The sequence below is a fragment of the Candidatus Woesearchaeota archaeon genome, assembly GCA_027858315.1.
Classification (GTDB): domain Archaea; phylum Nanobdellota; class Nanobdellia; order Woesearchaeales; family UBA583; genus UBA583.
In genome coordinates this window covers 1-5102 of sequence record JAQICV010000071.1, presented here as the reverse complement: position 1 = coordinate 5102, position 5102 = coordinate 1, and the positions used below count along the sequence as shown (strand labels likewise).

At 29.0% G+C, this 5102-nt stretch carries 9 protein-coding genes; all 9 read left to right on the top strand.

The window, feature by feature from the left end:
- The coding region (locus tag PF569_06535; GenBank protein MDA3855895.1) for a DUF2726 domain-containing protein at positions 1-306 on the top strand (306 nt) is incomplete at its 5' end.
- A gap of 41 nt (positions 307-347) precedes the next feature.
- The gene (locus PF569_06530; protein MDA3855894.1) at positions 348-761 is read left to right on the top strand and encodes a hypothetical protein; all 414 of its coding nucleotides are present in this window, start codon (positions 348-350) and stop codon (positions 759-761) included.
- A gap of 3 nt (positions 762-764) precedes the next feature.
- On the top strand, positions 765-998 hold the full coding sequence (locus PF569_06525) for a hypothetical protein (protein MDA3855893.1): 234 nt from the start codon (positions 765-767) through the stop codon (positions 996-998).
- Between the two features lie 2 nt (positions 999-1000).
- A complete protein-coding gene (locus tag PF569_06520; protein ID MDA3855892.1) occupies positions 1001-1252 on the top strand; it encodes a hypothetical protein in 252 nt (83 codons plus the stop codon).
- Positions 1249-1473 carry a hypothetical protein gene (locus PF569_06515; protein MDA3855891.1) on the top strand — a complete coding sequence of 75 codons (225 nt, stop codon included), beginning with the start codon at positions 1249-1251 and terminating at the stop codon, positions 1471-1473. Before PF569_06520 ends, PF569_06515 begins: the two co-directional genes overlap by 4 nt.
- On the top strand, positions 1473-1688 hold the full coding sequence (locus PF569_06510; GenBank protein MDA3855890.1) for a hypothetical protein: 216 nt from the start codon (positions 1473-1475) through the stop codon (positions 1686-1688). The genes PF569_06515 and PF569_06510 overlap by 1 nt, the downstream gene beginning before the upstream one ends.
- An 11-nt stretch (positions 1689-1699) precedes the next feature.
- A complete protein-coding gene (locus tag PF569_06505; protein MDA3855889.1) occupies positions 1700-2314 on the top strand; it encodes a lipase family protein in 615 nt (204 codons plus the stop codon).
- A 149-nt stretch (positions 2315-2463) separates the two neighbouring features.
- Complete coding sequence (locus tag PF569_06500; protein MDA3855888.1) at positions 2464-2976, top strand: 4Fe-4S cluster-binding domain-containing protein; 513 nt, start codon at positions 2464-2466, stop codon at positions 2974-2976.
- Positions 2977-2979: 3 nt separating this feature from the next.
- Positions 2980-4911, top strand: coding sequence for an anaerobic ribonucleoside-triphosphate reductase (locus PF569_06495; GenBank protein MDA3855887.1), 1932 nt, complete (start codon positions 2980-2982; stop codon positions 4909-4911).
- Positions 4912-5102 lie beyond the last annotated feature (191 nt).

The window sequence follows — 5102 nt, the reverse complement described above, 5'->3', positions numbered from 1 at the left end:
ATTAATTATGTGTCTCAATTTACTTTTAAAAATTTAGTGTATAAGAAAAAATTAAGGTTTGATTTTGGGCTATTAGATGATAAAGGAAACTTATTTATCCTTATAGAATACGATGGTATTCAACACTATGAATCTAATGAATTTTTTGGTGGTATAAAAGAATTTAAAGAACTAAAAAAAAGAGATTCTATGAAGAACAAATACTGTAAAGATAGTGGTTATAAACTAATTAGAATATTCTATAAAGATTATCATAATATTGAATCTATTTTAGAAAAAGAACTTGCTAAAATTAAGCTAATCTGATATAATAACTATATATTATATAAAGCATAAAGGAGGTGTTTATGTTAAAGGAATTAAAGGAAAATATAGAAACATTAGAAAGTATCGATGCTGAAGTGAAAGTAATTAAAGATGAAATGAATAAGAAAATTGATCAGCTTAAAAAGGATAAAGAATATAATAATATTTTAGCTAGTATTGATGATCAGAAGAGTATTTTAACTGATGAAGCTATTAAGAATTTTAAAGAAACAGGAGAAAAGACTTATATAGGGGGTATCAAAGTTCAAGAGAGAACTACACAATCCATTGTAGACAAAAAGAAAGCTATGGACTTTGCCTTAGATAAAAAACTTTTCCTTAAATTAGATGAAAAGGCTATTTTAAAATTTTCCAAAGATAATGATTTAGATTTTGTGAAAGAAGATACTAACACTATTGCTACTTTCCCTAAAACAATTATATTGGAGGGTTAGTATATGCTAACAATTACAAAACCTGAAGAAGGACTAACTTACCACGTAGATATTGAAGAAGACTTTAATGAGTTTAAAATAGCTGATGCTTTTTATAGATTTATGATCTTAGCTGGATATGATACACAAAAAACTTCTGAAGCATTTATAGGTATAGGTGATAATTATTCTGATAACACTGAAATGCAAGAAATTCTTTCAGAAAGATTTGCTATGGAATTGGAAAGGGAGGTATAGGTATGAAATATAGAGTAGAAATACCTTATGCTTGTTTTGTTACGGTAGATGTAGAAGCCGAAAATAGGGAAGATGCTATTGATAAAGCTTGGGAAAATGCCAGGATTAGTCATTATGCTGGAAATGGTGGTACAAGTAAACTAATTGGAGTTTCTAGTAGTAATGTTAATATTGATTTTAATGATGAACCTATAGATATAGGAGAATATGGTATTTTAGTATATGATGAAGACTATGTAGAGGTAGAAGAATGATTAAACTAATTGTAGAGTTTGGTGTAGGTACTAGTATTATGGGTTCAGATCGTATAGAACAAGTAGAAATAGAAGTTTATCCTGAAGATGATATGGAGGGTCAAGCACTAGAAGAGTTTATTCAAGAAGAAATTTGTGATGAATATGCTGAATGGGTAGCAGATAAAACGGAAGAGTGGTCTAAAGAACTTAAAAGAGAAATAATTGAGGAGTTAGAATAATGATTAAATTATATTCAAACGGTTGTCCTAAATGTAGGATACTAGAAACAAAATTTAATGAAAAGAGTTATCCTTATATAAAAATATCTGATACAAGATTGATTATGTCTGTAGCAGAAAATAATGGTATTAGTGCCTTTCCTTTTTGTGAAACTGAAGACGGTGAAATTAAAAACTATATAGATATGATTACTATTCTTAATCAACTAGACTAGGGAGATATATTATGACTAATTTTGAAGAAAGGATTGATGAAGCAATTAGACTACCTTATCCTTATGAAAATAAAGAAACAGATACACAATGGGATTTCTATAAAACAGAAGATACACTCATACTAAGATTTCAAGGATCATTCTCTAAAAAAGATTGGCTACAAAATTTTAATGCCTTTATAGTTCCCTATAAAGATATGAAGAAGAGGTTTTATGTCCATGCTGGATTTTTAAAAAAATATAAGTCCATTAGAGAAGAAGTATTAAAAGTTTGTGCTGATGAAGATATAAAAGAAATAGAGATTCTAGGTCATAGTCAAGGTGCTGGTTTATCTATCTTAGCTCATGAAGATATTCGTTATCACTTTCCAAATATTGAGGTTAATTCTTATGTATATGGCTGTCCTAGAGTTGTATCATGGAACGCTCCTGATGATCGGTGGAAAGGTTTTAATTCGATAAGGAATGGAAATGATGTAGCTACTAAAGTTCCTTTTTTCTGGATGGGATATAAGCACGTAGGTAAAAAAATTAATGTAGGTAAAAAAAGAATTCCTTTTATCTTCTCTTTTAAAGCACATTATCCAAATAGTTATAAAATCCAAATAATTATAAAGAATCTTTAAGAAAATGCGGAATTTAGATCAATCTTTTTCTATAGACTTAACTATTATAGATAGGAACCAGAGATAGATTTCTCTGGTTTTCTTGTCTACTAGGGAGGTCTATAAATACTTTTAGAATATATAAAAAATAAGATAGAGGGGTATAAAAATTGAAGAGATGGATAACTATACGTGAATCTATTGGTGCTGACGGATTAGGCACACCAACCATTTCTTTATATTTAGCATACTGTGATATAGCTACTGTTTGTCCTAGAGTTAATGGATTTTGTAAAGAGTGTCAGAACAAACACTTACAGAAAGATAAAGTTGGTACATTATTATCTATAGAAGAAGTATTAGAGATAACACTTCCAAAAGTAAAATTCTATCAAGAAACTTTTGGAGAATGTAAAATTGCTTTTATAGGTGGTGAACCATTAGCTGATATAAATAGACAGTTTGTTATTGAGTTAGCAAAACAATATAAAGAAAATCATATAGATACTTTATTATATACATGGAGGTATATAGAAGATATTATTGAAGAAAATATTGACACATCTTACTTTGATACGTTAGTATGTGGTGAGTATATAGAAGAATTAAATAATGGGGGTATATTAGGATCATCAAATCAATATATCTATAGAATGAAAGAACAAGAAAGAATGGGGGCATAAAAAGTGCATTTAGGAATTAGTTTAGACCAGGACTTTGAAAGAACATTTATGGACATTAAACATAAACATCATGAACTAGTAAAACTGGAAGGGTTAGCCAATCAGAACCTTGATCCTACAAGATTTTTTAAAGAGTTTTTAAGAAGTAACAATACAGCCAATGCTAGTATAGATGATAACAGTAATGTATCTTCACAAAATATGAATACATTATTAAATGAATCAAATAAACCTTTAATGAAGCTTTTATCATATAATAAAATCTACATTGAAATGAAAGAAGAATTCGGAATTGAAATTGCAGATCAATATTTAAAAAATAAAATATATGGAGATATCTATGAAAATGATTCGACCTTAACATCGTATATGAGCTATTGCTTTGCATATTCTATTAAAGATGTAGCTGAACAAGGTTTATTCTTCATCGGAGAAATGAAAGCTGAAAAACCAAAACACCTTAATACTTTTAATTCACATATTATTGAATTTGTAGCATGGGCTACTAACCAGCAAGCAGGGGCTGTAGGTCTTCCAGATTTCCTATTATATCAAATGAAGTTTTGGTTAAATGATATCAATACAGGATATATTTCTAAAGAAAAAGCAGAAAAAGAAAAAGAACAATCATTTCAGCATATAATTTTCTCTCTTAATCAGCCTTTCTTAAAACATGGAATTCAATCTGCTTATACTAATTTTACTATCATGGATAGAGAATATTTTGTAGGTCTATTTGGAGGATTAGAATTTGATGATGGTACTTTTGCTATTGATTACATAGAAGATTTTATGCAATATCAGAAAGATTTTTTGGATTTTCTGAATATGGCAAGAGATAAAAAGAGTTTTACTTTTCCAGTTATGACAGCTTCTATGATTTTTAAAGATGGTAAATATCAGGATGAAGACATGGCTAAATATGTAGTTAAACATAATATGAAATACGGTGACTGTAATATCTATGTAGCTGAAGATGCAGGTATCCTTTCTGCGTGCTGTCGTATGAATTTTGATACTGAAGCTATTAAGAATAAACCTGAAGAGTTAACTGGTAATTTTAATTCTATAGGTGGTACTGATTTGAATATTGGTAGTTCAAAAGTAGTTACACTAAATCTTCCTAGAATAGCTTATCTTGCTAAAGGAGATTTTAATAAAGTAAAAGAACTAGTTAAAGAAAAAGTAGAATTAATTCAAAAGTTTCATAAAGCACATAGAATAATTTTACAAAAGAATATTGATAGAGGTCTATTACCAGTATATAGCTATGGACTTATGAGACTAGAAAAACAGTTTGCTACGATAGGGTTAAATGGTATAGAAGAATTTGTTGATATTTTAGGTGGTATTGAAACTAATAAGATAGGTGAAAAATTCTATAATGACAATGGTATAGATTATGTTACTGATATATTAGATTATATAAACTCTTTAGGGGAAGGGACTATAGAAAAATATGGATTTACACAGAATAGCGAAGTTATCCCCGGTGAATCTACAGGTGCTAAACTTTTAAGTAAAGATCGAACTTTATATAAAGATTTTCCTATTAAAGATAAAAATATTTATAGTAATCAATGGTGTGGTTTAGATACTAACTTTCCTATGGAAGAAAGAATTAGGGTATCTGGACTTCTTGATGGTAAGACAGGAGGAGGTCAAATCTTCCATGCTAATCTAGGAGAAGAATGGACTTCTTTTGAAGATGCTTGGAATTTTAATAATCTGTTAGCTAAAAAAGGTATTATTTATTGGTCTGAAATTCGTAAGTGGCAATATTGTAAAGATGATCATAACTTTTTTGGTGAAAATTGTCCTTATTGTGGAGGGGAAGCACTTGGGTCAATAATGAAAATAGTGGGGTATTTAGTTAAAGATCAATATTATAGTCAAGTCAGAAAAGAAGAGTCAAAGAAAAGGATTTTTTATTAAATTAAATAGAGGGGTGATATTTCATCCCTCTATAGGAGAAAGAAACTAATGGAAAATTATAGAACTTGTTACGAATGTAAGTGTGGATATACTCAAGATCGAGATATCCATTCTGCAAATAATATTCTTATTGAAGGTTTAAAACAATTTGATACGGAGCGTACCAATCAAATGCTTGTGGAGAAGATGTC

Coding starts and splice junctions, on each gene's coding strand:
- PF569_06530 (MDA3855894.1), top strand. CDS start 348: ATGTTAAAGGAATTAAAGGAAAATATAGAAACATTAGAAAGTATCGAT.
- PF569_06525 (MDA3855893.1), top strand. CDS start 765: ATGCTAACAATTACAAAACCTGAAGAAGGACTAACTTACCACGTAGAT.
- PF569_06520 (MDA3855892.1), top strand. CDS start 1,001: ATGAAATATAGAGTAGAAATACCTTATGCTTGTTTTGTTACGGTAGAT.
- PF569_06515 (MDA3855891.1), top strand. CDS start 1,249: ATGATTAAACTAATTGTAGAGTTTGGTGTAGGTACTAGTATTATGGGT.
- PF569_06510 (MDA3855890.1), top strand. CDS start 1,473: ATGATTAAATTATATTCAAACGGTTGTCCTAAATGTAGGATACTAGAA.
- PF569_06505 (MDA3855889.1), top strand. CDS start 1,700: ATGACTAATTTTGAAGAAAGGATTGATGAAGCAATTAGACTACCTTAT.